Origin of the sequence: Diaphorobacter aerolatus (assembly GCF_014489535.1) — a bacterium.
Taxonomy (GTDB): Bacteria; Pseudomonadota; Gammaproteobacteria; order Burkholderiales; family Burkholderiaceae_C; genus Diaphorobacter_A; species Diaphorobacter_A aerolatus.
This window is the reverse complement of record NZ_CP060783.1, coordinates 3,520,444-3,545,423: the sequence shown is the minus strand read 5'-3', so window position 1 is coordinate 3,545,423 and position 24,980 is coordinate 3,520,444. Positions and strand designations below refer to the sequence as shown.

At 63.8% G+C, this 24,980-nt stretch carries 23 protein-coding genes and 4 pseudogenes; 12 read left to right on the top strand and 15 right to left on the bottom strand.

Features of this window, described 5'->3' with window-relative positions; all coding sequences use genetic code 11:
* The first annotated feature begins 175 nt into the window (after positions 1–175).
* Entirely contained in the window at positions 176–814 is a 639-nt protein-coding gene (locus H9K75_RS16490) for a histone (RefSeq protein WP_187723440.1), read from the top strand.
* Between the two features lie 111 nt (positions 815–925).
* Here H9K75_RS16490 and H9K75_RS16485 read toward each other — a convergent pair whose 3' ends face one another.
* Together H9K75_RS16485 and H9K75_RS16480 are read right to left on the bottom strand one after the other, a co-directional pair.
* Positions 926–1,825 (bottom strand): carbohydrate kinase family protein, encoded by a 900-nt coding sequence (locus H9K75_RS16485; protein ID WP_187723439.1) that lies wholly within the window; start codon positions 1,823–1,825, stop codon positions 926–928.
* Positions 1,826–1,872: 47 nt separating this feature from the next.
* Entirely contained in the window at positions 1,873–2,487 is a 615-nt protein-coding gene (locus tag H9K75_RS16480; RefSeq protein ID WP_187723438.1) for a DUF3426 domain-containing protein, read from the bottom strand.
* 44 nt (positions 2,488–2,531) lie between these two features.
* Between H9K75_RS16480 and H9K75_RS16475 the strand changes: the two genes are divergently transcribed.
* A complete protein-coding gene (locus H9K75_RS16475; RefSeq protein ID WP_187723437.1) occupies positions 2,532–2,804 on the top strand; it encodes a hypothetical protein in 273 nt (90 codons plus the stop codon).
* Positions 2,805–3,196: 392 nt separating this feature from the next.
* On the opposite strand, the gene H9K75_RS25590 is transcribed toward H9K75_RS16475, so the two are convergent.
* The 6 genes and pseudogenes from H9K75_RS25590 to H9K75_RS16445 all read right to left on the bottom strand — a co-directional run bounded on the left by H9K75_RS25590 (position 3,197) and on the right by H9K75_RS16445 (position 7,712).
* A complete protein-coding gene (locus H9K75_RS25590; protein WP_404826354.1) occupies positions 3,197–3,475 on the bottom strand; it encodes a zinc-ribbon domain-containing protein in 279 nt (92 codons plus the stop codon).
* A gap of 79 nt (positions 3,476–3,554) precedes the next feature.
* Positions 3,555–4,445, bottom strand: a complete 891-nt coding sequence (gene prmA, locus H9K75_RS16465; RefSeq protein ID WP_187723436.1) for a 50S ribosomal protein L11 methyltransferase — start codon at positions 4,443–4,445, stop codon at positions 3,555–3,557.
* Positions 4,446–4,539: 94 nt separating this feature from the next.
* A pseudogene (gene accC / locus H9K75_RS16460) lies at positions 4,540–5,888 on the bottom strand (acetyl-CoA carboxylase biotin carboxylase subunit).
* Between the two features lie 11 nt (positions 5,889–5,899).
* Complete coding sequence (gene accB / locus H9K75_RS16455; RefSeq protein ID WP_187723435.1) at positions 5,900–6,358, bottom strand: acetyl-CoA carboxylase biotin carboxyl carrier protein; 459 nt, start codon at positions 6,356–6,358, stop codon at positions 5,900–5,902.
* Positions 6,359–6,470: 112 nt separating this feature from the next.
* A complete protein-coding gene (locus tag H9K75_RS16450) occupies positions 6,471–7,055 on the bottom strand; it encodes a TlpA disulfide reductase family protein (protein ID WP_187723434.1) in 585 nt (194 codons plus the stop codon).
* Positions 7,056–7,109: 54 nt separating this feature from the next.
* Positions 7,110–7,712 (bottom strand): hypothetical protein, encoded by a 603-nt coding sequence (locus H9K75_RS16445; protein WP_187723433.1) that lies wholly within the window; start codon positions 7,710–7,712, stop codon positions 7,110–7,112.
* A gap of 213 nt (positions 7,713–7,925) precedes the next feature.
* On the opposite strand from H9K75_RS16445, the gene mpl reads away from it, so the two are divergent.
* Positions 7,926–9,338 (top strand): UDP-N-acetylmuramate:L-alanyl-gamma-D-glutamyl-meso-diaminopimelate ligase, encoded by a 1,413-nt coding sequence (gene mpl / locus H9K75_RS16440; protein WP_187723432.1) that lies wholly within the window; start codon positions 7,926–7,928, stop codon positions 9,336–9,338.
* 63 nt (positions 9,339–9,401) lie between these two features.
* Here the strand turns inward: mpl and H9K75_RS16435 are convergent, their stop codons facing one another.
* Together H9K75_RS16435 and H9K75_RS16430 are read right to left on the bottom strand one after the other, a co-directional pair.
* Positions 9,402–9,713, bottom strand: coding sequence for a hypothetical protein (locus H9K75_RS16435; RefSeq protein ID WP_187723431.1), 312 nt, complete (start codon positions 9,711–9,713; stop codon positions 9,402–9,404).
* Positions 9,714–9,776: 63 nt separating this feature from the next.
* Positions 9,777–10,898 carry a 3-deoxy-7-phosphoheptulonate synthase gene (locus tag H9K75_RS16430; protein ID WP_187723430.1) on the bottom strand — a complete coding sequence of 374 codons (1,122 nt, stop codon included), beginning with the start codon at positions 10,896–10,898 and terminating at the stop codon, positions 9,777–9,779.
* Between H9K75_RS16430 and H9K75_RS16425 the strand changes: the two genes are divergently transcribed.
* Positions 10,897–11,082 (top strand): hypothetical protein, encoded by a 186-nt coding sequence (locus H9K75_RS16425; protein ID WP_187723429.1) that lies wholly within the window; start codon positions 10,897–10,899, stop codon positions 11,080–11,082. The two genes, H9K75_RS16430 and H9K75_RS16425, sit on opposite strands and share 2 nt — an antisense overlap.
* Positions 11,083–11,205: 123 nt before the next feature.
* Here the strand turns inward: H9K75_RS16425 and tldD are convergent, their stop codons facing one another.
* The gene (gene tldD / locus H9K75_RS16420) at positions 11,206–12,666 is read right to left on the bottom strand and encodes a metalloprotease TldD (protein ID WP_187723428.1); all 1,461 of its coding nucleotides are present in this window, start codon (positions 12,664–12,666) and stop codon (positions 11,206–11,208) included.
* Positions 12,667–12,712: 46 nt separating this feature from the next.
* Positions 12,713–13,882 (bottom strand): annotated as a pseudogene (gene rodA / locus H9K75_RS16415) (rod shape-determining protein RodA).
* A gap of 109 nt (positions 13,883–13,991) precedes the next feature.
* On the opposite strand from rodA, the gene H9K75_RS16410 reads away from it, so the two are divergent.
* The 3 genes from H9K75_RS16410 to H9K75_RS16400 all read left to right on the top strand — a co-directional run bounded on the left by H9K75_RS16410 (position 13,992) and on the right by H9K75_RS16400 (position 15,962).
* Positions 13,992–14,576 carry a YqiA/YcfP family alpha/beta fold hydrolase gene (locus H9K75_RS16410; RefSeq protein ID WP_187723427.1) on the top strand — a complete coding sequence of 195 codons (585 nt, stop codon included), beginning with the start codon at positions 13,992–13,994 and terminating at the stop codon, positions 14,574–14,576.
* A gap of 217 nt (positions 14,577–14,793) precedes the next feature.
* Positions 14,794–15,180, top strand: a complete 387-nt coding sequence (locus H9K75_RS16405; protein ID WP_187723426.1) for a VOC family protein — start codon at positions 14,794–14,796, stop codon at positions 15,178–15,180.
* 140 nt (positions 15,181–15,320) lie between these two features.
* On the top strand, positions 15,321–15,962 hold the full coding sequence (locus H9K75_RS16400) for a CDGSH iron-sulfur domain-containing protein (RefSeq protein ID WP_187723425.1): 642 nt from the start codon (positions 15,321–15,323) through the stop codon (positions 15,960–15,962).
* Between the two features lie 29 nt (positions 15,963–15,991).
* Here the strand turns inward: H9K75_RS16400 and H9K75_RS16395 are convergent, their stop codons facing one another.
* On the bottom strand, positions 15,992–17,569 hold the full coding sequence (locus H9K75_RS16395) for a PglL family O-oligosaccharyltransferase (protein WP_187723424.1): 1,578 nt from the start codon (positions 17,567–17,569) through the stop codon (positions 15,992–15,994).
* 152 nt (positions 17,570–17,721) lie between these two features.
* On the opposite strand from H9K75_RS16395, the pseudogene H9K75_RS16390 reads away from it, so the two are divergent.
* The 4 genes and pseudogenes from H9K75_RS16390 to mtgA all read left to right on the top strand — a co-directional run bounded on the left by H9K75_RS16390 (position 17,722) and on the right by mtgA (position 22,485).
* Positions 17,722–19,844, top strand: a pseudogene (locus tag H9K75_RS16390) (ribonuclease catalytic domain-containing protein).
* A complete protein-coding gene (locus tag H9K75_RS16385) occupies positions 19,841–20,701 on the top strand; it encodes an energy transducer TonB (RefSeq protein ID WP_187723423.1) in 861 nt (286 codons plus the stop codon). Before H9K75_RS16390 ends, H9K75_RS16385 begins: the two are co-directional and overlap by 4 nt.
* A gap of 147 nt (positions 20,702–20,848) precedes the next feature.
* A pseudogene (aroE, locus tag H9K75_RS16380) lies at positions 20,849–21,689 on the top strand (shikimate dehydrogenase).
* A gap of 46 nt (positions 21,690–21,735) precedes the next feature.
* Positions 21,736–22,485, top strand: coding sequence for a monofunctional biosynthetic peptidoglycan transglycosylase (mtgA, locus tag H9K75_RS16375; RefSeq protein WP_187723422.1), 750 nt, complete (start codon positions 21,736–21,738; stop codon positions 22,483–22,485).
* 17 nt (positions 22,486–22,502) lie between these two features.
* Here mtgA and H9K75_RS16370 read toward each other — a convergent pair whose 3' ends face one another.
* Complete coding sequence (locus tag H9K75_RS16370; protein WP_187723421.1) at positions 22,503–23,330, bottom strand: IclR family transcriptional regulator; 828 nt, start codon at positions 23,328–23,330, stop codon at positions 22,503–22,505.
* A 410-nt stretch (positions 23,331–23,740) separates the two neighbouring features.
* Here H9K75_RS16370 and ruvC point away from each other — a divergent pair, with 410 nt between their 5' ends.
* Complete coding sequence (ruvC, locus tag H9K75_RS16365) at positions 23,741–24,289, top strand: crossover junction endodeoxyribonuclease RuvC (protein WP_187723420.1); 549 nt, start codon at positions 23,741–23,743, stop codon at positions 24,287–24,289.
* An 87-nt stretch (positions 24,290–24,376) separates the two neighbouring features.
* Here the strand turns inward: ruvC and H9K75_RS16360 are convergent, their stop codons facing one another.
* The gene (locus tag H9K75_RS16360; protein ID WP_187723419.1) at positions 24,377–24,835 is read right to left on the bottom strand and encodes an RcnB family protein; all 459 of its coding nucleotides are present in this window, start codon (positions 24,833–24,835) and stop codon (positions 24,377–24,379) included.
* Positions 24,836–24,980 lie beyond the last annotated feature (145 nt).

The window sequence follows — 24,980 nt, the reverse complement described above, 5'->3', positions numbered from 1 at the left end:
CAGGTCATGTTCTTTGAATCTCACCCCCACAACCAAGCGCCCGCACGAGGCGCGGTGTGGGGCGTTACCGTATTTGTGGCTTTGGGTTGGACATCCAACTCCCTGAGGCCACGAATCGCTCTGTGTCCAAAGTAGACACGGGGTGCTCTTTGCTAATCGACCCAAGGAGAAAATGATGGCAACTGCGAAGAAGACCGCTGCTAAGAAGGCAGCACCTGCGAAGAAAGCAACCGTGGCCAAGAAGGCTGCTCCGGCAAAGAAAGCCGTAGCCGCAAAGAAGGCTGCTCCAGCGAAGAAGGCTGCACCCGCCAAGAAGGCCGTAGCTGCGAAGAAGGCAGCCCCAGCCAAGAAGGCCGTAGCTGCGAAGAAGGCAGCTCCAGCCAAGAAGGCCGTAGCCGCGAAGAAGGCAGCCCCAGCCAAGAAGGCCCCAGCCGCAAAGAAGGCAGCTCCAGCCAAGAAGGCCATGGCCGCGAAGAAGGCAGCTCCCGCCAAGAAGGCCGTAGCCGCAAAGAAGGCAGCCCCAGCCAAGAAGGCCGTAGCCGCGAAGAAGGCTGCTCCAGCCAAGAAGGCCATGGCCGCCAAGAAGCCTGCAGCCAAGAAGGCCGCTGCTCCTGCCAAGAAGGCAGTTGCTGCAAAGAAGCCTGCTGCGGCCAAGAAGCCCGCCGCGAAGAAGCCTGCTGCAAAGAAGGCCGCTCCGAAGAAGGCTGCTGCCAAGCCTGCCGCTGCTGCTCCTGCCGCCGCTGCTGCGCCCGCTGCACAGACCACGCTGAACCCTCAAGCTGCGTGGCCGTTCCCGACAGGCGGCAAGCCCTGATCGGGCAAGTCTCCTTCAAGGAAACAGCAAGCAAAGCCCGGTGTTTACGCACCGGGCTTTTTCGTTGGCGTCATCGAGGCTCGGACAACTGCGCCGAACCGTCGCGCAGCGTCACTCGACCTTGAAATCCAGCGTGTAGTTTTGCGGGCCGCGTTGAGCGATCTTGAGTGCGCCGAGCTTGTTGCCCAGCTCCGCACATCGGGCGAGTGGCCATTGACGCTCCAGACCGAAGAGCAATGCGCCGCGCCATGCGTCGCCACAGCCTGTGGGATCGACCACTTCCCTGGCCTTCACGGGTGCGACGAGTTGCTGCTCGCCACTCTCCCAGACCGCGCAGCCTTCGCTGCCGAGCGTCACGATCATGCCCTTGAGCTTGCGTGAAATCTCCGCCTCGCTCCAGCCCGTGCGCTCGCACAGCATCTTGCCTTCGTAGTCGTTCACCGTCACCCAAGTGGCAAGCTCGATGAAATGGCGCAGTTCCTCGCCATTGAACATCGGCAGGCCCTGACCCGGATCGAAGACGAATGGAATGCCGGCGGCGGCGAACTGCTCGGCATGCTGCAGCATGGCATCGCGCCCGTCGGGAGCCACGATGCCCAGGGCCGCGCCGATGTCCCTGGTGATCTTGTTGTTCAGGTGCGCCTGCATCATCGCGCCGGGGTGAAACGCGGTGATCTGGTTGTTGTCGCGGTCGGTCATGATCATGGCCTGCGCGGTGTAATTGTCATCGACCTGCAGCACGTGGCGCGTGTCGATGTTCAGGCTCTTGATGCGCTCGATGTAGTCCGCCCCGTCGCGACCCAGCGCCGCCATCGGCAAGGGGTCGCCGCCCAGCAGCTTGTGCGCGTAGGCAATGTTGCCGGCGCAGCCGCCGAAGTCGCGACGCAACGCGGGAACGAGAAACGACACGTTCAGGATATGCAATTGCTCGGGCAGGATCTGCTCGGCAAAGCGGCCCTCGAAAGTCATGATGGTGTCGTATGCGAGGGAGCCACAGATCAGTACGGCCATAGTCTTGCCAATGCCTTGAATGAATTGAAAAAGAACAGAAAAAGAATTCAGGGATAAAAGGCCAGCAGCCGGTACCCCGTCACGCGGTCGGCCACCTCGGGCACCTGCAGTTTGACGGTGCCATTCCACTCGCCGTGCGCCGCCAGTTCGGCGGGTGCGCCGGTGTCCTCGCGCTTGAGCACGCGGCGCAGCACCGGCTGGTCGCTGGAATCCGTGAGCGTGAGTTCGAGCGCAGGCATCTCCAGCACCATGTCGGCCGTGCTCTTGAGCGCCACCTGGAGATTGAACGAGGTCGCGTCATCCTTCACGCGCGTGAATGTCGAGCTGTCGATGGCCACGGACGCAATCTGACGCGGCAGCCCCACCTCGCACCGCAGCGGCAGGCACAACAATTCCAGCGACGGTCGCAGCGCCGGATGGACGGCTGCGAGCCGATTACGCTCGGTGACCGCGTACTGCACGGCGAACCCGATCAGCAGGCCGACCGCCAGCAACACCAGCAACACACGCGTGACAGGCTTGCTCCAGAACGCCTTGCGGCGCGCATCACGAATGAAGCCCACCTCGCCTTCGGTCGGCGCGGCCGTCGCAGGTGCCTGGTCGCTCGTCCGTGAGGGCGTAGCAACCTCCACCTCGGCGGCCTGGCGTACGACGTAGGGCACATCGGTCGTGGTGTCCGGGCAAGATTCTGCGGCTCGGTGTCCGTATGTTCGATTTCGGGCTCGACGCGCTCGGCCTCATCGCTCTTCAGGGCATCCGCTTTGTCGACAAGGTCGTCGTCGACCTCATCCTCACCGCGCTCGCCAAAGATCAGCGGTTCATCGACCAGCTCGTGCTGACGCGACGCCTCGAAGGTGAGCTCCGGCATCTCCTCGTCATCGTCTTCATCATCCGTGTCCGCATCCCCGAAAACGATGGTGGCGGCACCCGGTGCGGGCGACGACCCGGGCGTTGGCTCCAGGGTCGGCTCGATCTTTGAATCACCAGCGGTATCGGGCTGATGAACCACCTCCGGCTCCACGCGCTGCGCTTCGGTGGTGTCCCGCGCCTGCTCACCAGGACTCTGGCGAGTCGCCACATCGGGCACCCAGTCCGGCGGCATGACATTCGATTCGCGTCGCTCGCCGTAGGTGCTGAACGCTGCAAAACTGTCTGCGGCGCGGACCGGGGTCGGCACAACGAGCGGGCTGGAAAAATGCCCGGCCCAGGGTTGCGCCGATGCGGGTGTTTGAGCGGCGTCGGCTGGTGCTTTCGGGCCTTGCTCCTGTGGGTGTTCGAGCGCGCGCGGCTGAATCGAGACATCGGGCGATCCCGGCACGCTCGCACGCGCGGTGCTCCATACGCTGGGCGCTTCGTCGGGAACGGGAACGCTCAACGGGAAATTCGATGCCGGAACCGGCGGCACCAGTACCTTGGGGGCTGCGCCGAAGCTGGCCGATCTCCGGGCGCGGGAGAGGCAGACGGTGTCGCCGCCTCCGCTCCCTTGTTCTGACGAACCGGCGCATAGCGCACGTCTGCGAGCAGATTGGTCGAGGCGTCGAACACCTCCTTGCAGCGACCACAGCGCACCCAACCTCCTGAGATTCTCAGTTGGTCGGCAACAACTCTGAAACTGGTCCGGCAGGCAGGACAGCGGGTAATCTGGCTCATCGGCTTTGCATTGTAGGGGCTGCATTCGCCGAGCACTACGGCGCTCGCATGCAAGCAGAAGCAACAGCCCGGAAGTGGCTCAACGGCGGGCCGTCATCAGGATCCAGCCGTCCTCACGATCACTGACTTCCAGTTGCAGCCACGGTGCGTAAGCCGCCTTGAGTTCATCTTCCTGACGCTCCAGAATGCCCGCCATTACCAGCGCACCGCCTTCGGCGACGTGCGCGCAGAGCAGCGGTGCAAGCACCTTGAGCGGCGTGGCCAGAATATTGGCCAGCACGACGTCGTAGACGCCTTGCGCCATGTCCGGCAGACCGGCCTGAAGCGTCACGTCATTGGCAGCCGCGTTGGCGACGGTGGAGGTGACCGCAGCGGGATCGATGTCCACGGCCACGATGTCGCGCGCGCCGAACTTTGCCGCGCCGATGGCCAGGATCCCCGAGCCGCATCCGTAGTCGAGCACGCGCGCCGGTGCACGCGCGGGATCTACGTTCCGGGTGATCCAGCGCAGGCACATGCGGGTCGTCGGATGCGTGCCGGTGCCGAACGCGAGGCCGGGGTCGAGGCGAATGCAGTGCCTGGCGGCAGCGGGCGGCTCGTGCCACGAGGGGACGATCCAGAAATCTCGCGTGATTTCCACCGGCGCGAACTGCGATTGCGTGATGCGCACCCAGTCCTGATCCTCGACTTCGGTGAGCGCCAGAATCTCGCTGCCTTCAAAGAAATCCTGCACCTGTAGCAGCGCCTGCGCCTCCTCGGCTTGGACCCTTGTCTGGAACAGCGCGACGATGCGGCTGCGATTCCAGCCTTCCTTGGGTGCGGGCATGCCGGGTTCGCCGAACAGTGCCTGCTCGGCATCGGTCTGGGCATCGGCGTCTTCGACCGACACGCTCAGGGCATCGAGCGCCTCCAGCGCGTCGCTCAGATCTTCGACCCGCTCTTCGGAACACAACAGGGAAAGCTCAAACATGGAGGCACCTTCTTGCTCAAATAAAACATGCTGGCAGTTCGTTGCAAACTGCCAGCATGGAACCATCATCATCAAATCACGCGACGGGCGAAGTTCAGCGCTTGCGCTCTTCCAGCCACTGTTCCAGATAATGGATGTTGGTGCCACCGGCGTTGAACTTGGCGTCCACCATCAGCTCGCGGTGCAGCGGCACGTTGGTGTTGATGCCTTCGACCACCGTCTCGAGCAGGGCCGTGCGCATGCGTGCGATGGCTTCCTCGCGCGTGTCGCCATGCACGATGAGCTTGCCGATCATCGAGTCGTAGTTCGGCGGCACGAAGTAGTTCGTGTACACGTGCGAATCCACGCGCACGCCAGGGCCGCCCGGCGCGTGCCACATGGTGATCCGGCCCGGCGAGGGGATGAATTTGTACGGATCTTCCGCGTTGATGCGGCATTCGATGGCGTGGCCGTGAATCTCGATCTGGCGCTGCGTGAACGGCAGCTTCTCGCCAGCGGCGACCATGATCTGCGTCTTGACGATGTCGACGCCGGTGATCCATTCGGTCACCGGATGCTCCACCTGAACGCGGGTATTCATCTCGATGAAATAGAACTCGCCGTTCTCGTACAGGAACTCGAACGTACCCGCACCGCGATAACCGATCTTCTTGCAGGCGGCCACGCAGCGCTCGCCGATCTTCTCGATCAGCTTGCGCGGAATACCCGGGGCCGGAGCCTCCTCGATCACCTTCTGGTGGCGGCGCTGCATGGAGCAGTCGCGCTCGCCCAGATAGACGGCGTTCTTGAATTTGTCGGCAATGACCTGGATTTCGATGTGGCGCGGGTTCTGGAGGAATTTCTCCATGTACACAGCCGGATTGCCGAACGCGGTTTCCGCCTCGGCCTTGGTCATCTGCACGGCGTTGACGAGCGCCGCCTCGGTGTGCACCACGCGCATGCCGCGACCACCACCGCCGCCAGCGGCCTTGATGATCACCGGATAGCCGACCGAGCGCGCAATGCGGCGGATCGCGACCGGATCATCGGGCAATTCGCCGTCCGAGCCGGGCACGCATGGGACGCCCGCACGGATCATCGACTGCTTGGCCGATACCTTGTCGCCCATGATGCGGATCGATTCGGGGTCGGGCCAATGAACTGGAAACCGCTTTTTTCCACCCGCTCGGCAAAATCGGCGTTCTCGGAGAGAAACCCGTAGCCGGGGTGGATCGCTTCGGCGTCGGTCACTTCCGCTGCGGAAATGATCGCCGGCATATTCAGGTAGGAGAGTCCGGACGGCGCAGGACCGATACAGACCGCTTCCTCGGCGAGCTTGACGTATTTGGCATCGCGATCGGCCTCGGAATAGACCATCACCGCCTTGACGCCCAGCTCGCGGCACGCGCGCTGAACTCGCAGGGCGATTTCACCGCGGTTGGCAACCAGGATTTTCTTGAACATGAATTGCCGCTTTACTCGATCACGAACAGAGGCTGACCGTACTCGACCGCCTGACCGTTTTCAGCCATGACGCGCGTGACCGTGCCGGATTTGTCGGCTTCGATCTCGTTGAGGATCTTCATCGCCTCGATGATGCAAAGCGTGTCGCCTTCCTTGACCTGGGCACCGATCTCGATGAACGGCTTGGCTCCGGGGCTGGCCGAGCGGTAGAAAGTACCGACCATTGGCGACTTCACGGCATGGCCGGATACCGCAGCCGCGGCCGGCGCGGCGGAGTCGGCGCCAGGCGCTGCGGCAACGGGGGCTACGGCGGCGGGTTGCGCCATCATCGGCGCGGCAACCATCTGTTGAACGACGGCACCGCCGCCCTTGACGATGCGCACTTTGCCCTCGGCTTCGGTGATCTCGAGTTCAGAAACGTTCGACTCGGACACCAGGTCGATGAGGGTCTTAAGTTTTCGCAAATCCATGGGAGCTCCAACGGCTAGAAACAGAATGGGGCGCAAATTTACCCCAATTTCAGCCTATTGCATCGAAATTGACCCAAATATCTGCATCTCCTTGAGGAGATGCGGGGCTTCCTTATGTCTGGGAAGCCCATTGGGCCACGTCTTGTTCGGTTAATTGCCCCATTTTACGCTTCAAGATGTTCCCTTCTTTTCCAAACAACACAGAAAAAGGAAGGCCACCCAACTCGTTGCCGAGCGCGCGCCCGAGGTCCGTGCCGGTGAGACCGGCCAGCGCAATGGGAAAATCCAGCGGTGTGCGCTCCAGAAATTTGCGCACCGCATCCGGCTTGTCGATCGCCAATCCAAGCACTTGAAAGCCCTTGCCTGCATATTTATTGTAGAAACCATTGAGCAGGGGCAACTCTTCAACGCACGGCGGGCACCAAGTCGCCCAGAAGTTGAGCAGCAGCGGTCGGCCATGAAACTTGCGCATGGTCAACGTTGAGCCATCGAGCGTCTCCATGGAGGCATTCCAGAACGACGCCTCGACCCCGTCGGACACCGCGTGCGGCTCAAATCGCCACCAGGCAAATCCGGCACCCGCAGCCGCCGCCGCGACACCGGCTCCGGCCAACAACCAGCGGCGGCGCGACGCGGACGGCGCCGCCGGATCGGCAGCCGCTGCGGAATTCGGATCGGACTCGATGGACGTGGACATGATGAAAACCGTTATTTTTGAAAAAGGAATGGCCCCGACAAGGCAGCGAGCCGGTCAGCCGCCCGCTTCCGGCTGCGTGAGCAGCGCGCGCACGGCGGCAATGTCACCGCGTGGCAGCCTGCCTCGGGAGTCCGGCTTGAGGGCACCGCGCAAATCATCGAGGTCGTAGACCATCAGGTGCACACCGATGTATTCACCAAGCTCGGCCGACATGCTGCTGAGGCTCAGCGCGTCCACCAACTCCCCGCGAAACCCGGTCACCGAACGCGGTTCGTACTCGACATGATGGTCAATCAGGCAAATTTCCGCGGATTTGGGGTCATCGCAAAACATCTGCACGTAGACGTCCGACAGCCGCGTCGCCGTGCCATGCCAGACGGCACCGGCCAGATAGGGACGGAATTCGCGCATGCGCTCCATCCAGACCAGCGCCAGCTGGCGCAGCGCGCGCAGCTCGGCGGGCTGGGTGTCGGCGCAGAACAGGCCGATGTATTCGCGCACCGCGTCCTCCACCAGATCGTTGTCCGGCAAGGCGGTGCGCACGGGCAGGCCCAGTTGCTTGACGGCGCGGCGTTTGGCCGGGCCCCATTCCAGGCCCTCTTCCACCACCAGTCGGGCCGTGGCATTGGCTATCTCGGTAGCAAGAGCGTCATTCATGGCGGCAATCCTGTGGACGGGACCTCGGCGCAACACACACACACCTCCGTCAGGCGAGCGCCCGATGAGGAACCGAAGGACCATTGTCGCTCCAATGCCAATACCTGAAATATTGCGCGACTTAGACCGTTTCCGCACGCCCGGTCCACGCCCCACTCCGCCAGGTCCAACCGGTCCATCAGGGGGATGCGTCAACTCGTAGAATCGACGCCCATGCACATACATATTCTGGGGATTTGCGGCACCTTCATGGGTGGCGTGGCGGCATTGGCCCGGGAAGCCGGTCATCGCGTGACCGGTTGCGATGCGGGTGTCTATCCGCCGATGAGCGATCAACTGCGCGCCTTGGGCATCGATCTGATCGAAGGCTTTGGCGCCGACCAACTGGCGCTTCGACCCGACGTCTTCGTCATCGGCAATGTGGTCAGCCGTGCGCGCCTGGCCGATGGAACGCCGAAATTTCCGTTGATGGAAGCCATTCTGGATGCGGGCGCTCCGTATGTCAGCGGGCCGCAATGGCTTGCCGAGAATGTGCTGCAGGGCCGCCATGTACTGGCCGTTGCGGGCACGCACGGCAAGACGACGACCACGTCGATGCTCGCCTGGATTCTCGAACACGCTGGACGCGAGCCCGGTTTCCTGGTCGGCGGCGTACCGCTGAACTTTGGCGTCTCGGCCCGTCTGGGAAGAAACGCGTCGCATGAGTGGGGCGCGGCACAGCAGGGTCAGGCACCACTGTTCGTGATCGAGGCCGATGAATACGACACCGCCTTCTTCGACAAGCGCAGCAAATTCGTGCACTACCGCCCGCGCACGGCGGTGCTGAACAATCTGGAATTCGACCATGCCGACATCTTCGACGACCTCGCGGCGATCGAGCGGCAATTCCATCACCTCGTGCGCACCGTTCCTGCCTCCGGTCGCGTGGTGGTGAATGCGCTTGAGGAGAGCCTGATTCGCGTGCTGCATGCCGGTTGCTGGAGTGAGGTCGCGAGCTTTGGCGACGCGGTCAGCGATTTCGGCGCGCGTGGCGAGCCCGGCGATTTCGAGGTGCTGCGCCGGGGCCAACCGGTCGCGCATGTGAAGTGGAATTTGAGCGGCGTGCACAACCAGCTCAATGCACTGGCGGCGATTGCGGCCGCCGAGCATGTCGGTGTGTCGCCCGCACAGGCTGCCGAGGCGCTGGGCCAATTCCAGAACGTCAAGCGCCGCATGGAGTTGCGCGGCACGGTCAACGGCATCGCCGTCTACGACGATTTCGCGCATCACCCCACCGCGCTGCGCACCACGCTCGACGGTCTGCGCCGGGTGGTCGGCCAGAATGCCCGCATCCTCGCCGCCTTCGAGCCGCGCAGCAACACCATGAAGCTCGGCACGATGAAGTCACAGCTTCCCTGGGCGCTCGAATCGGCCGATCTGTCGTTCTGCCACACGGCGGGACTCGACTGGGATGCGGCCGAAGCGCTCGCGCCGCTGGGTGCACGGGCTCGCGCCGTCGACAACATCGACACGCTGGTCGAGCAACTGCGCGCCGAAGCGCGACCGGGTGACCACATCGTCTGCATGAGCAACGGCAGCTTTGGCGGCATTCACGCCAAGCTGCTGGACGCGCTCGCCAAGTCCTGATCTGCAAGCAAAAAGCGGTGCTTCAAGGCACCGCTTTTGCGTTCCCGGTCGGACCGGGAGGCGTCAGAACGTCAGCGCCATCGAGGGAATGTCGATGCGCACCGTCTTGCGTTCAAGCGCCGCACTTGCGGCCCGCGCGAACTGGTGCGCCCACGCAGCGTCGGAGAAAGCGCGCTCGCTCGCGCTTGCCGCGACGACCAGCACCTTGTCGGCCAGCAGCACCTTGCCGCTCGGGCGCAGGGGCTCGCAATCGAGGCGCACGAACTCGTCATCCAGCCAACGGCGCGCGGCTTCGTTGGTCAGGGGCTCGGCACCTTCGAGATCGATACGGAATTCCTGTTCCGGGCTCAGAGTCACCGTCACTTCACTGCGCATGGTTCACGTCCTTTGGCGAATGGGAAAATGGGGAAGCAATATTGCCACTCCCCCATTTTCCTCTCAAGATGCGCGCCGCGTCTGTACTGCGGACGACAATTCGGCCAGCGTCGCGACTGAATCGTCCCAGCCGAGGCAGGCATCGGTGATGCTCTTGCCGTACTCGAGCGCGCTGGGCACATCCTTGCCCGGCGTGAACTTCTGGGCCCCGGCGTGCAGATGGCTTTCGATCATCAGGCCGAACACCGACTTGGAGCCTCCCGCAATCTGCGAGGCGACGTCGCGCGCCACATCGCGCTGCTTTTCGTGCTGCTTGCTCGAATTGGCGTGGCTGCAATCGACCATCAGCGTCGGATTCAGGCCGGCCGCCTGCAGATCAGCGCACGCTGCCGCGACGTGCTCGGCGTCGTAGTTCGGTGCCTTGCCGCCGCGCAGGATCACGTGGCAGTCCTGATTGCCGCTGGTATGCACGATCGCGACCTGGCCATTCTTGTGCACCGACAGGAAGTGGTGACCACGGCTGGCGGACTGGATCGCGTCGGTGGCGATGCGGATGTTGCCGTCCGTGCCGTTCTTGAAGCCGATCGGTGCGGAAATGCCCGACGCCAGTTCGCGGTGCACCTGGCTCTCGGTGGTGCGCGCGCCGATGGCGCCCCAACTGATCAGGTCGCCGATGTATTGCGGCGAGATCACGTCGAGGAATTCGCTGCCTGCCGGAATGCCCAGGCGGTTGATGTCGATGAGCAGTTGGCGTGCAATGCGCAGGCCTTCGTCGATGCGGTAGCTGCCATCGAGGTAGGGATCGTTGATCAGGCCCTTCCAGCCGACCGTGGTACGCGGCTTCTCGAAGTACACGCGCATCACGATTTCGAGCGTGTCCTTGTATTGTTCGCGCACCACCTTGAGCTTCTTCGCATATTCGAGCGCTGCCGCCGGGTCGTGGATCGAGCAGGGGCCAATGATGACCAGCAGGCGATCATCCTCGCCCGACATGATCTTCTGGATGGACTGGCGCGTGCGGGTGATCAACGTCTCCACTTCCGTGCCGGAAATCGGGAAGAAGCGGATCAGATGTTCCGGAGGAGGCAACATGGTGATGTCCTTGATGCGGTTGTCGTCGGTATTGCTGGTTTTCTCGACGTTGCGATACCAGGCATCAGGGGATGGAGAGACATTGGCAGTCATGAAAGGCGTCCTCGTGGAAGGTGTTGAACTGTCTGTGAAAGAAAAACGCTGCGAAAAAAGAGAGGGGCCGGAAAAACAAAAACCGCCGGGCTTTTCAGCTTCGGCGGTCTTTGGGGGAACCTTGCTTGCGAGTTATCGTGCGCGCAGTTGCCTCTCATCCGCCTTGGACGAGAACCAAAAGTAAAAGTAAAACGCGCTGCGAACTTGCATAGGCGCTGAATGTAGCACTTTTTGATGCGATGCAACAAGCATTTTTTATGCGGGATTTCGCGGGGGTTCTTTCACGCAACGTGCCGGGCCGTGCTCGTCAGGCGGTGCCGCCCACGGTCAGGCCGTCGATGCGCATGGTCGGCTGGCCCACGCCTACCGGCACGCTCTGGCCCTCCTTGCCGCAGGTGCCGACGCCGCTGTCGAGCTTCATGTCGTTGCCGATCATGCTCACCTTCTTGAGCGACTCGGGGCCGCTGCCGACGATGGTCGCGCCCTTGACGGGATAGAGGATCTTGCCGTTTTCGACCCAGTACGCCTCGCTTGCGGAGAAAACGAACTTGCCGCTCGTGATGTCCACCTGGCCGCCGCCGAAGTTGGTGGCGTACAGCCCCTTCTTGATCGAGGCAACGATTTCCGCCGGATCGCGGTCACCATTGAGCATGTAGGTGTTGGTCATGCGCGGCATCGGAATGTGCGCGTAGCTCTCGCGGCGGCCATTGCCCGTGGGCTGGGTCTTCATGAGGCGCGCGTTCATGGCGTCCTGGATGTAGCCCTTGAGGATGCCGTCCTCGATCAACACGTTCTTCTGCGTGGCATGGCCCTCATCGTCCACGTTGAGCGAGCCGCGGCGGTCGGCAATCGTGCCGTCGTCCAGCACGGTGACGCCCTTGGCCGCGACGCGCTCGCCGATGCGGCCGCTGAATGCGCTCGAACCCTTGCGGTTGAAGTCGCCTTCAAGGCCGTGGCCCACTGCCTCATGCAGCAGCACGCCGGGCCAGCCGGGACCGAGCACCACGGTCATCTCGCCAGCCGGTGCCGGGCGTGATTCGAGATTCACGAGCGCCGCGTTCACCGCCTCGCTCACATATTGATGGACCAGTTGCTCATCGAAATAGTCGAGCCCGAAGCGTCCGCCGCCACCGGCGGAGCCGACTTCGCGGCGGCCATCCTGCTCGGCGATCACGGTGATCGACAGTCGCACCAGCGGGCGCACGTCGGCTGCGAGCGTGCCATCGGCACGCGCAACCAGTACCACGTCGTACTCACCGGCGAGTCCCGCCATCACCTGCACGACGCGCGGGTCCTTGGAGCGTGCGAGCTTTTCGGCGCGCTCCAGCAACTGCACCTTGGCCGTGCTATCCATCGTGGCAATCGGGTCGATGCCGGGGTAGAGCGAGCGGCTGTGGGCGACCTTCTTCGCGCCCACTTTGGTGCGCGCCGATTTCGCGGCCGAGCCAATCGAGCGCACGGTGCGCGCGGCGTCGAGCAGGGAAGCCTCGGAGATATCGTCGGAATAGGCGAACGCGGTCTTCTCGCCACTCACGGCACGCACGCCGACACCCTGGTCGATGCTGAACGAACCGGTCTTGACGATGCCCTCCTCCAGGCTCCAGCCCTCGCTGCGGGTGTACTGGAAATAAAGGTCGGCGTCATCGACCCGGTGCGCGCGGATTTCCGCGAGCGCGCGGGTCAGATGGGACTCGTCGAGGCCAAAGGGCTCCAGCAGCAGTTGCCGGGCGATGGCCAAACGTTCAATGGTGGGTTCGCGAGAGATCATGGAGGCCATTTTAGGGGCCAGACAATCCCTGCGCAGGGTGCTGCTTCTATCCGGCTTCCTGCGGTGCCTGCGATGGCTGGTTCTGCGCTCTCGCGACCGACATCAGCACGCCCAGCGCGAGCCCCAGCGTGACCATCGCCGTGCCGCCGTAGCTCACGAACGGAAGCGGCACGCCCACCACCGGCAGAATGCCGCTCACCATGCCCATGTTCACGAAGGCGTAGGTGAAGAAAATCATCGAGACGGCACCGGCCATGAGTCGGCCAAACAGGGAGGTGGCCCCACGGCGATCGCCAGACCGCGCCAGACCAGCAGCAGAAAGCTGATGATCAGCGCAATGTTGCCGACGAGCCCGAATTCCTCGGAGTACGCGGCAAAGATGAAGTCGGTCGTGCGCTCGGGAATGAATTCGAGATGCGTCTGCGTGCCCGCCATGAAGCCCTTGCCCCAGAGCCCGCCCGAGCCGATGGCGATCATGCCCTGGATGATGTGAAAACCCTTGCCGAGTGGATCGCGCGTCGGGTCGAGCAGCGTGCAGATACGCTGCTGCTGATAGTCGTGCAGCACCGGCCAGCGCATGCCGTCGGCGCACAGTTGGGGCTCGAACCAGACGATCAGGAAGATCCCCACCGCGCCCAGCAGCACGGGGGCAGCACCAGTTTCCACGGCAGGCCGGCGAAGAAGATCACCGAGAGCCCGGCAGCCATCACCAGCAACGAGGTTCCAAGATCCGGCTGCTTCATGATCAGCCCACGGGAATCAGCAGCAGCACACCCGCGACCGCAAAGTCGATCATCCGCACCTGACCCTCGCGCTTCTGGAACCACCAGGCGAGCATCAGCGGCGTAGCGATCTTGAGCAGCTCGCTGGGCTGGATCACCACGCCCACGTTGATCCAGCGCTGCGCGCCTTTCTTGGTGATACCGAACAGCGCCACGGCAATCAGCAACGCGACGCCCAGCGTATACAGCGGCAACGCCAGCGCCATGAGCTTTTGCGGTGGCACCTGCGAGACACAGAACAGAATCCCGGCCGCCAGGAGAATGTTGCGGCCATGGTCGGCAAAGCGCGTGCCGTGGTCGTACCCCGACGAATACATCGCCGTCAATCCGATGGAGGTCAGGACCAGCAAAAGAGCGATCAACGGCCAGTCGAACCCGCGGAGCAGGGGCATGACTCGCTGGAGCAGCGTGGGTTTGTCGAAAACGGCAGACATGGCGCGCGATTATCCCCGTGCAGCGCACCCCCCTTCGCCAAAGGTGCAAAATCCATCGTCATGTTTGCGTAAAACAACTGTCGCTTGCGCCCCGTTTCAACGATTTCCCATGCCCACGACGCACCTGCTCTATCTGCACGGCTTCCGTTCCTCGCCCCAATCCGCCAAGGCGCAGATGACTGCGGCACACGTGACGCGCGCCCATCCGAAGGTACATTTCTGGTGTCCGCAACTGCCGCCCTCGCCTGCCGAAGCCATGGCCATGGTGGCCGAAGGCACGAGCCACTGGCCGCGCGAAGCCACGGCAGTGATCGGCTCTTCGCTCGGCGGCTTCTACGCCAGCTGGTTTGCGCAGCAAAGGCGCTGCCGCAGTGTCATGCTCAACCCCGCCGTGAATCCGGCGCGCGATCTGCTGGCCCATGTCGGCGACCAGACTGTCTGGCACAACCCGAGCGAGCGCTTTTATTTTCAGCCGCACTTCGTCGCCGAACTCGAGGCGCTCGACGTGCGCCACCTGCCGCCCGCAGCGCCCGAGATGGCCATCATCGCCAAGGGCGACGAGTTGCTCGACTGGCGCGAGATGGCAGAGCGCTATGCGCTCGCCGAGCTGCACATCCTCGAAGGCGGCGATCACGCCCTGAGCCAGTTCGAGTCTTATGTGGATGCCGTGATCCGCTTTTGCGACCCGGTCTGACCCCGGACCGACGCCTGACCAGCGCGGATTCGGGTGGCGGCTGTGCGCATTGCCAAAACATATCGGATCGCGCATTGGCATTCCCACGAATCACGCGGGGTTCATATAGTCGTCGTCCTCTTTGTCGCTAGCATTTCCTCACCAAACACAACAAGAAGCCAATCGCCGCTGTTACCCCTTGCGGCGTTTTTGGCGATTGCTCAACCAGGTGAATAACATGCACAAAAGCAAACTCGGCAATATCGTCATCGACTGCCAAAGTATCGATTTACTCGCGGCTGCGCGCTTCTGGAGCGCGGCACTCGGCTACCCGTTACCGAACACTCTGCTCGCAGACGCGGCGTCCGGCTACATCCAGCTCATCACCCCGCCCGGCGACACGCCCGTGGCCGTGCAACGCGTCATCGCCCCTTCGAGCGCGCACCTGGACATCGAAGCCGATTCGCTGCCGGACGAGGTCGCACGCCTTGAAAAACTCGGTGCAAGCGTTGTCGATACGCGTGCCGAGCACATCGTCCTGCAAGCGCCTACGGGCCATCGTTTCTGCGTGGCCGCCCATGCGTCGATGCAGAACTTCGCCAGCGTCGCAAACGTCTGGCAGTAGAGCGCGGCGTGGGCGCCTCACATCGTGCGCCGCATGCGGTGTGGACGCCCCGTGGAAGATCGTTTTTGCAGGCTTGTCCTACGAAGCGGATTGCACCGAGCGTGTAGCGTTACAGCTTCCACGATTGCCAGGGGTACACAATGACGATAGAAGTCGTTCGCTCAGACGATGTCACGGTAGAGTTTGACGGTTCGCGCTGCATTCACTCGCGCAACTGCGTGCTGCATCACCCCGACGTGTTCGTCCCCAACGTGCAAGGCGAGTGGATTCATCCGGAACGCGCCTCGGCAGCGGAGGTTCTGGAGATTGCGCACAATTGCCCTTCGGGCGCAATCCAATGCAGGAACCCCGACGGCTCCGCGCTCGAACAAGCACCGATCGTCAATCTGGTGCATGTGCGCGAAAACGGCCCGCTCGCGTTTTATGCGCCACTGACTGTGGATGGCAAGGAAGACGGTTTTCGCGCTACCTTATGCCGCTGCGGCGAGTCGCGCAACAAGCCGTATTGCGATCAAAGTCACGTGAAGTCCGGATTCACCGCGACTGGCGAGCCCGCCGCGAAGGACTCCGAAGCGCTCGCGGTCCGCGACGGTGAACTGCGTATCGATCCCACGCAGGACGGCCCGTTACACGTGAGCGGCGCGCTCGAAGTGGTGACCGGCACCGGCAAAACCATTGATCGGGTGATGGACACCTATCTGTGCCGATGCGGGCATTCGCAGAACAAACCGTATTGCGACGGCAGCCACGCAAAAGTGGGTTTTCGTAGCGCCAACGCGTGACGCACTGGCTAGGGTCTGTTCACCCCTGACTAATGCGCCGAGGCCGCAGGCAGCGGTTGCTTGGCGACAAAGGCCTTGAACGCATCGGGGTAGGCGATCTGGAACAGCTTCATCTGCTCCTGCACCTCGACCTCCACTCCGAGAATCCGTGCGCTCTCGATCAACTTGGTGATCACGCGCGGCTCGGGGGAATAGTGCAGCATGCGGCGCGCCATTGCGTGCATCTGCGCGGCATTCCCGGGCGTGAGGCTGGTCGTGGTGAGCCACGCGAACTCGGCCTGATCGGTGAAGAAGTCGGAATTTTCGCTGACCTCTCTGGGGGTGAGTTCGCGCCACTGCGCTGCTCGATAGGGCGGCGACTGGTAGAGCGCCGCCATCCTGCGGAAATCGCTGGTCACGAGATGAATGCCCGCGAGCCATGCCACGCAAGCCAACAGCGCCGCGACCTGCCATCGCATGGTTTCTTGCGCAGCGATCTCCACGGCGCGCACGGGCAGCAGCAGAATCACGATGGACAGCACCGCAACCAGTTGGAACGGGCCGTACCACAGCGGAAATTCGAGCATGCTGTGCATCGCGATCAGCGCCAGAACGCCCCAGGCCAACTGGCGCGCAGCATCGGTTTCGCGCCACGGCTTGGCGCGCCAGAGTACCCACAGCACCAGCGCGCAGAACGCCATCGCCACCGGCAGGCCCAGCTCCACCGCGAGATGCAGCGGCAGATTGTGGGCGTTGTCGAGCAGCACGCAAAAGCGCTCGCCCGGAAACACCGTGCTGTAGTGCGCGAAATCGAGTTCTCCCCAACCCCAGCCGGTCCACGGCTGAAGCCCGATCAGATGCGCCATGTTGGACCACAGCGTGAAGCGACTCGTGCAGCGGTGCGAGGTGTCGGCCACGCGCATGAACAGGCCATCGACCTGAACGCCCGTCCAGCGCAGCAGCAGCTCGGGCAGCGCCCACGCGGCCAGCAGATACGCAAACAAGCCCGCCACGGCGAGGCCGAGCGCCAGACGCCCCATGCTTTTTCGCCAGAACCACAGCATGATCACCAGCGCCATCCATTCGACCGCGCCGGTGCGCGATGCGGTCACGCCGCTGCCCATGCACAGCAGGGCCAGCAGCCAAGGTGCTGCCACGGCGAAAACCGTGACCCAGGTGTTCGCACGCGTCGGCGCGTCAACGCCGCGTTCGCGCGCGCCTCCCAGCCAGCGCGAGACGCACAGCAGCAGCGCCAGCGCCGCCATCAGCAACAGCGTTGCCTGCTGGTTGCGTTGCCGCACGTTGCCGATGGCTTGTCCGACCGTGCTCTGGTAGATCCACGGCGACAGGCCGACATCGCCCTTGAAGAACTGGATCAGCCCCACCACGGACGCCAGCGTCCCGGCCAGCAGCAGGCCGAACGCCAGACTGCGCCCCAGATCCTCGCGCAGCGCGGCTGGCTGACCCATGCGCGCGATGCTGAGCAGCACGATCAGCCCGCCACACAGGGCGCTCGCCACCAGCGGCCAGAAATTCGTCAGCGGCGACTGCGTGTAGGCGAAGAGAAAAGGGATTGCCACGGCAAGGCTCTTGAGTGCCAGGGCAATTACGTGGGTGACAGCTTTCATGGGTGCGCGCCTTTTCGGGCGCGTGGGGCGGTGTGGCGAGCCGCGAATCATAGACCGACGCGCACTCGCGCCTGCACTCGCCAACCGCAAATCCTTGTGTCCGGCTGGGCACCCGGGCAGGCGGACCCGCGCGCCGTGGGAAAATAGCCGCCATGCATGCATTATTCGAAGAAGCCGGCAAGTTCCAGGCTGGCCGCATCCTCTCAGAAGCAGAAAGCTCGGCCCAGATCGAGCTCGACTCCGGGAAACGCGTCAAGGTCAAGTCCTCCAATATCCTGATGAAGTTCGACAAGCCCGCGCCCGCAGAACTGCTGGCCAAGGCCGGGAACTGGCCTCGACCATGGAGCTCGACCTCGCGTGGGAATTCGCTCCGGAGGACGAATTCGGGTTTGCCGACGTCGCGCGCGACTATTTCTCCACCTCGGCCTCGCTCACCGAACAGGCCGCCGCGCTGTTTGCCCTGCACGAGGCACCGCACTATTTCCGGCGCGCAGGCAAGGGGCGCTTCAAGAAGGCTCCGGCCGAAATCCTGCAACAGGCGCTCGCCGCCATCGAGAAGAAAAAGCAGATCGCCGCGCAGATCACCGCGTGGGCCGAGGAACTCGCCGCCGGTACCTGCCCGCAGCCAATCCGTGATCAGCTCTACAGGATCCTGTTCCGGCCCGACAAGAACGCACCCGAATACAAGGCGGTCGTCGAGGCCAGCCGCGCCACGCACAAGGCGCCGCTCGATCTGCTGCAGGCCGCAGGTGCCATCGACTCGGCCTACCAGTTTCACTGGAAGCGCTTTCTGTTCGAGAACTTTCCCAAGGGCACGGGCTTTCCGCCCCTCCACGCGCCGCAGCCGCCGCAGGATCTGCCACTGGCGTCCGTCCAGGCCTATTCCATCGACGATTCGGCCACCACCGAAATCGACGATGCGCTGTCGGTACAGGGACTGGGCACCGGCACGGTGACGCTGGGCGTGCACATTGCCGCGCCGGGCCTGGCCATCGAGCCCGGTTCGGCCATCGACCACGTAGGCCGCGCGCGGCTCTCGACGGTCTACATGCCCGGCTACAAGATCACCATGCTGCCCGACGAGGTGGTGCAGATCTACACGCTCGACGAAGGCCGCGCCAATCCCGCGGTCTCGCTGTATGTGACGATCAACGAAGAGACGCTGGAGATCACCGGCACCGAGACCCGCCTTGAGCGCGTGCCGGTCGCGGTCAACCTGCGCCACGACAAGCTTGACCACATCGTGACCGAGGAGTGGCTGGGCGATGCGTCCATCACGGTCGACGACACGCCACCGCAATTGCAGGAGCGCCGCGCCGAGCTTTCCTTCCTGTACCGCCTGGCGAAGAAGCTCAAGGCAGGCCGCGAGGTGGTGCGCGGCAAGCCCGAGACCTTCAATCGTCCCGACTACAACTTCCGCCTTGCGGGCAACGACGGCGGCGAGCCGGATGGCAGCGAGACCGTGAGCATCACCACGCGCAAGCGCGGCGCGCCGCTCGACCTGATCGTGGCCGAGGCGGCCATCGTCGCCAACAGCACCTGGGGCCAGTTGCTCGCCGATCACGGCGTTCCCGGCATCTATCGCAGCCAGTATTCTCTGGCTCCCGGCGTCAAGGTGCGCATGGGCACCAAGGCCCAGCCGCACGCGGGCATTGGCGTGAAGTGCTATGCGTGGTCCACCTCGCCGCTGCGTCGCTATGTCGATCTGGTGAACCAGTGGCAGATCATCGCCTGCGCGCGCCACGGCAAGACTGCCGCGCTCGCCGCGCCGTTCAAGCCCAAGGATGCGGATCTGTTCTCGATCATCTCGAGCTTCGATGCGGCCTACAGCGCCTACAACGGCTATCAGGCCGGCATGGAGCGCTTCTGGACGCTCAAGTACCTCGAACAGAACGGCATCACCGAAATCGAGGCCACGGTCATCAAGGACAACGGCCCCGGCGGCATGCTGGTGCGCGCCGATACGCTGCCGCTGGTGATCTCGGTGCTCGGCGCGCAAAACCTGCCGCGCGGTGCACGCGCGCTCGTCAAACTCGGCGATATCGACGAGATCACGCTCGACATCCATGGAACGGTGCTGCAGCGCCTCGATGACCCCGATGACGCGAGCGACGACGGCGATGTCAGCCAGGAGGACGAAGAGGACGACGACAATGCGGTGGCGGGCCCCATCGCGATTGCGGTCGACGTCAACGAGAGCGATGCGGCAGATGCGCCACAGGCGGCGCAAGGACAGCCCAAAAGCGCCGACAACGGAGATAATCAGGCGCCGTGAAACTGCCCGCCATCCTCAAGAAACTGAGCGTCCTGCAACTGGCGCTTGGTGCCTCCATCATCGTCCACGCCGCTCTGCTGACGGTGCGCTTCGTCGATCCCGAGAGCTTCAATCGCGTGTTCGAGGACACTCCGCTCGAAGTCATCCTGGTCAACGCCAAGTCCAACGAACGGCCTGACAAGGCCCAGGCCGTGGCGCAGTCGTCACTGGCGGGTGGCGGCGAGGCCGCAGCGGGCCGCGCGACGAGTCCGCTGCCCTATTCCGCGCTGACGGCGGTCGGCGACGATCTCGAAGAAGCCCAGCGCAAGATGGACTCGATGATGGAGCAGCAAACCCAGCTCCTGACCCAGTTGCGCAAGGAACTCGCCCTGCTGCCGCCGCCCGACCCGCGCCCCAACAGCCAGAGCGAAGACAAGGAAGTGCAGGAAGAAAAACGCAAGCAACTGCTCAAGGTGCTCGCGGAAATCGAAAAGCGCATCAACGAGGAAAACGCGCGTCCCAAGAAGCGCTACATCAGCCCCGCCACGCGCGAGGAAGTCTACGCCGTCTACTACGACGCGCTGCGTCGCAAGGTCGAGGACAAGGGCACGGAGAACTTCCCCGAAGCCAGCGGCAAAAAGCTCTACGGTGAACTCATCATGATCATCACCGTGAACCACGACGGTCGCGTGCTCGAAACCGAGGTCGCGCAGACCTCGGGCAACAAGCTCCTGGACCGCCGCGCCGAAGCCATCGCTCGCGCCGCCGGCCCCTACGGCCATTTCGGCCCCGCGATGCGCAGCAAGGCCGACCAGATCGCCGTCGTCTCGCGCTTCAAGTTCACGCGAGACCTGACGCTCGAAACCGACCTGCGTTGACGGCCCAGCGCGTGCCGACATCCACGCCACCTCCCGGGGCACGAGCGCAGCAAGGTGCCGCACGCCCCTCGCCCCATCTGCCGCTCGTTGGTTGGCCGAACGGCGCGCCACCGGGCGCACATCCCGGCCTCCACGTCCCGCATTGCCATGTCTGAAAAATATTGCGTGATGGGCAACCCCATCGCCCACAGCCGCTCCCCTGGATCCACACCCGCTTCGCCGAACTCACGGGCGAACCGCTCAGCTACACCCGAGCGCTCGTGGCGGTTGACGGTTTCGCCCAGGCGGTCCGCGCATTCGCCGCAGAGGGCGGCAAGGGCTGCAACATCACCGTGCCCTTCAAGCTCGAGGCCGCAGCACTCGCCACCGGGAAAAGCGAGCGCGTGATCCTTGCCGGTGCGGCCAATACCCTGGTGCTGCATGCGGACGGCCGCATCAGCGCCGACAACACCGATGGTCTCGGCATCGTTGCCGACATCACCCGCAACGCAGGCGTGGAAATCACTGGCCGCGACGTGCTGTTGATCGGTGCGGGTGGCGCGGCCGCCGGGGTGCTTGGCCCGCTGCTGCGCCAACGACCGCGTCGCATCGTCATCGCCAACCGAACCGTGGAAAAGGCGCAGGCCCTGGCCGACAGCCATGCCGCCATCGCCGCCGAGGTCGCAAGCGAACTGGCGGCCAGCGCGCTGGAACCGATCGCCGGAGATTTCGACATCGTGATCAACGGCTCGGCCAGCAGCCTCGCCGGGGCCGCATCGCCCGTGGCGCACCGCGTGCTGCGCAAGGGCGCGCTGGCCTACGACATGATGTATGGCGAAAAGGCCCAGGGCTTCCTGCATTGGGCCGCAAGCCATGGGCCGTGGCGCGTGACGGTCTTGGCATGTTGGTCGAACAGGCAGCGGAATCGTTTGCCCTGTGGCGCGGCGTGCGCCCGCCCGCCGGGCAGGTGCTGCGCGAGCTGCGCGCCGAAATCGCCGCGGGCCGCTGACCGACGCTGCCATTACCGACGCTGCAATTGCGCGAGAATCGGGACCATGTCGCTCAAGGCAATCACCCGCTGGCTGGCCCTCGTGGTGCTGGCATTCGTCGCGCTGCAACTGTTCTTCGTGCTGCGCGTGGCGCTCATGGTCGTGGTCGATCCGGAGTCCACGACGTTTCAGCGCTCGCAAGCCTGGCAGCAATTGACGGCGACGACCGGCGGCCCGGCATTGCACTGGAGGCAGGAGTGGGTGCCCTACGCGCAGATTTCCGATTCGCTCAAGCGCGCCGTGGTTGCCGCCGAGGACGACGGCTTCGTCAATCACGAAGGCGTGGACTGGACCGCCATCGAGAAGAACTGGGATCGCAACAACCGGATGCAGGAACTGGCCGAGAAGCGCATGGCGGCCAATCCCAAGGCCGCGCCGCGCGCAATCCGCATTCGCGGCGGCTCGACGATCACCCAGCAACTCGCCAAGAACCTGCTGCTCTCGGGTGAACGCAGCATGCTGCGCAAGGGCCAGGAGCTGGTGCTTGCGATGTTGCTCGAACAGTTTCTGTCCAAGCAACGGATTCTCGAGATCTACCTGAACAATGTGGAATGGGGCGACGGCGTGTTCGGCGCTCAGGCCGCCGCGCGCCGCTACTACAACAAGAACGCCAACCAGTTGGGCAGCGCGGAAGCCGCACGTCTGGCCGTCATGCTGCCCGCGCCCAAGCGCTTTGAAAAACAGCCGCAATCGGCCTACCTCAATGGCCGCACGCGCGTCATCATGGGGCGCATGAACCGCACCGAGCTGCCCTGAGACGCTGGCCGCCGAGTTCAGGCCACGCGCGCCATCGGCTCCATCCGGCCCGGCATCACCTGGCCATTCATCAGGCCACCGGCGCGCAATGCCGGCGCAAGCGCTTCGCCGATGCGCTGCGCGGTCGCGAGCACCGTGGGCACGGCGCGGGTGAGCATGCGCTCATCCATCTGGCGCGCGAAGGTCGAGTAGACCAGCACACCGCGCAGCATGCCCGCGCTGAAGACCGGCACGGCCATGGCCGCGCTCTCCGACCGGTGCTGGCCGTAGCGCACCGCAAAGCCCTGTTTGCGGATATCGCGGATCATGTGGCGCATGGCGCGCAGGTCGGTCATGCGCGGACCGTCGTCCTCGCGGCTGTTCATCTCCTCGATCAGGATGCGGCGCTCGACCGGATCGCAGAACGCCAGATAGGCCCGGCCCGATGCCGACTCCGTGAGCTCGTATTTACGCCCCACACTGGACGGGCGGATCGCGTAAGGGCTGTACGGCATCGTGCAGTAGACGATGCGGATCTGATGGTGATCGATCACGCCAAGCGACAGCGGCCACTTGATGGCATGCGTGGTGCTCACCATCATGGGCGCGGCCAGCTCGACCAATTGCATTTGCGTGGTGATGCCGCAGCTCAGGTTGCCCACTGCCTGCGTGAGCTGGTAATGGCCATAGACGTGGGGATCGGTGCGCACGTACTTCTCGGCCTCGAGCGTGCTCAGCAGACGATGCAGCGTGGATTTGGCAAGACCCGTGCGCAGATGCAGCTCCTGCAGCGTCCAGCTCACGCGTTCGTTCATGACCCTGAGAATCTGCAACGCGCGTTGCACGGAACGGACTTCGGTGCTCATGGCGCAACTCCCGGCGCAGCACGCCAACAGCCGCGCGGCGACCGCGAAAAGGGCTCGCATGCGACCGCATTGCAGACGCCCGGCCCAACGGGGTACCCGCTCGCCGAGGCACCGGAGACAATCATCAAAAACTCAGACACGACGTACTTTCTTCGGTCAATCCGGCGGACCACCACCTCGCACCTGTCCGGATCGCCTGTTATGGTGAGCGCGCCGACGCGAGCCTCACCTTATTTGTCATATGAGGAAGCAGCCTGCCTGTCTCCAGCAGATCAGCTCCCTTTCCAGCTACAGTCTAGAAGCTTGCAAAATTTTTTGTTGGACAATTTTTAACGTTCCGCCTATCGGAATCCCTCAACTTTCCTAAATTTCCTACTGACCGGAAATCGACGGAGAAGGACACACAGCGCGTGAGAATTTTGGGCATCGACCCCGGACTGCAGACCACCGGCTTCGGCGTGGTCGATGTGAACGGCCATCAACTGAGCTATGTGGCAAGCGGCACCATTCGCACGACCCAGCTCGCGCGCGGCGACCTGCCCGGGCGGCTGAAGGTGTTGTTCGAGGGTGTGACCGAGGTCGTCAAGCGGTATCAGCCCGACCAGGCCACCGTCGAGATCGTGTTCGTGAACGTCAATCCGCAATCCACGCTGCTGTTGGGGCAGGCGCGCGGTGCGGCATTGGCGGCGCTGGTGTCGCAGGATCTGCCGGTGGCCGAATACACCGCGCTGCAGATGAAAAAAGCCATGGTAGGCCATGGGCGCGCGGCCAAGAATCAGGTGCAGGAGATGGTGCGCAGGCTGCTGCAATTGCCCGGGCTGCCGGGTTCGGACGCGGCCGACGCGCTGGGCCTTGCGATCACCCACGCCCATGCGGGAGCCGCGATGGCACGCGTGGGCGAAGTCGCCGAACTGCAGCGCCGCCAGCATGCAATGTACCGGTCCGGCAGAAGTTACTAGGGCCCCAGGCCTGTTCACTCAACGCACGGGGCTGCGGCAATTTGCGCTGACCGCGCAGTGCCGAGGCCCCGCTTCGTGGCGACAGACTCAGTTGGTCAGAATCATCGAGGCGATCACGCCGGTGGCGATGGCGACCAGCAGGTAGTCACCGCCGTATTGAACCCACTGATAACCGCGTGGCGGCGAGGAGAGGCGATGGCCGCGCCAGTCTTCGACCACGTAGCTGCGCGTGCGGTAAGCCGGTGGAATGCGGTCACCGCGATTCCAGCGATGGTCCGGCCCTGCGCCACGCGGATAGTGGTCGTAACGCGCGTGGCCCGGAGGATTGCTGCGGCGATGGTCATGGCGGCGATCCATGTCCCTGTGATCGTCGCGACGGTCGTAGCGGTGGTCATCGCGACGGTCGTCTCTGTGATCGTAGCGCGGGTCATTCCTGTTGATGTCGGGACGCGGCTGGGCCGTCGCGCCGATTGCGGCAACACCCAGCACGAGTGCCACTGCTGCGGACGTCAGAGTTTTGGCGGCGGTGCGAATCTTTGCTGTCATGTAAACCTCCTTGGTGTGGACAACGGTGCCCCTGCAAGGCATCCGATATCGCTGCACGCGCCTTCGAGACCTGGCGCGTGCCCGCGATATGTAAATCATGTTGCACCAAACACCTGCCCTGTCGAGTAGGCAGACGGCAGGTTTA